General features: G+C 46.3%; 1 protein-coding gene. It reads right to left on the bottom strand.

The features are described 5' to 3' along the window. Nucleotides 1-709 (bottom strand): ISL3 family transposase (locus JV16_RS14945; protein WP_042536464.1); only part of this gene is annotated, 709 nt, incomplete at both ends.

Genomic DNA, 709 nt, shown 5'->3' with positions numbered 1-709 from the left:
CGTAATGCAAAACGCTGGATATTTCTGTATCCATATCCCCGACGTTTGATCAGCTTGATCTTGTTATTCGTTCCTTCCATTTTCCCATTCGAGTAAGGGGATAAAATGCAAGAAACGATTTCTTCTGTTCGCTTGACGAGCGCTTTTGCAATCGCGCGCACAACCGAACAAGGACAAAACGAATACCGATGAATCCAAGACTCCAAACGTCGTTTCGCCTGTTGCTCGTCTTTGCTTTTGGACACATAACGAAAATGTTGGAGCGATTGGTAGACCGACTTTAAGTAATCGCTTTCATTGCACCATTCTCGTACGATTTGACGTTCTTCCTCCGTCAATTTCTCTGGGCATGTGCTCAATAAACGGCAAACGTAACGAACATTTCCGTGTTTCTTGCCCCCTTTGTCTACATATTTGCGGCAACGATCTAAAGCATCCGTAAACAGCTGAATGACATGGAAATAATCGACCACGTGTGTCGCCTCTGGGCAAACCCCTTGAATGGCTTTTTTCATCGCTGGGGCTAAATCGCTTACGACATACTGAACAGAACGAGACACATGCGCCAACGCACGTCTGATGGCTTCCTCGTTCTTTCCAGCTTCGATGGCATACACTTCTCCCGTCTCGGCATCCATGATCGACACTCCGTAGTCATGCCCTTTTCGAAAGGCAAATTCATCGACACAAACCGCCTTTGGTTGGATAT

The sequence above is a fragment of the Anoxybacillus ayderensis genome, from assembly GCF_000833605.1.
Taxonomy (GTDB): Bacteria; Bacillota; Bacilli; order Bacillales; family Anoxybacillaceae; genus Anoxybacillus; species Anoxybacillus ayderensis.
This window is presented reverse-complemented; position numbering and strand designations above follow the sequence as displayed.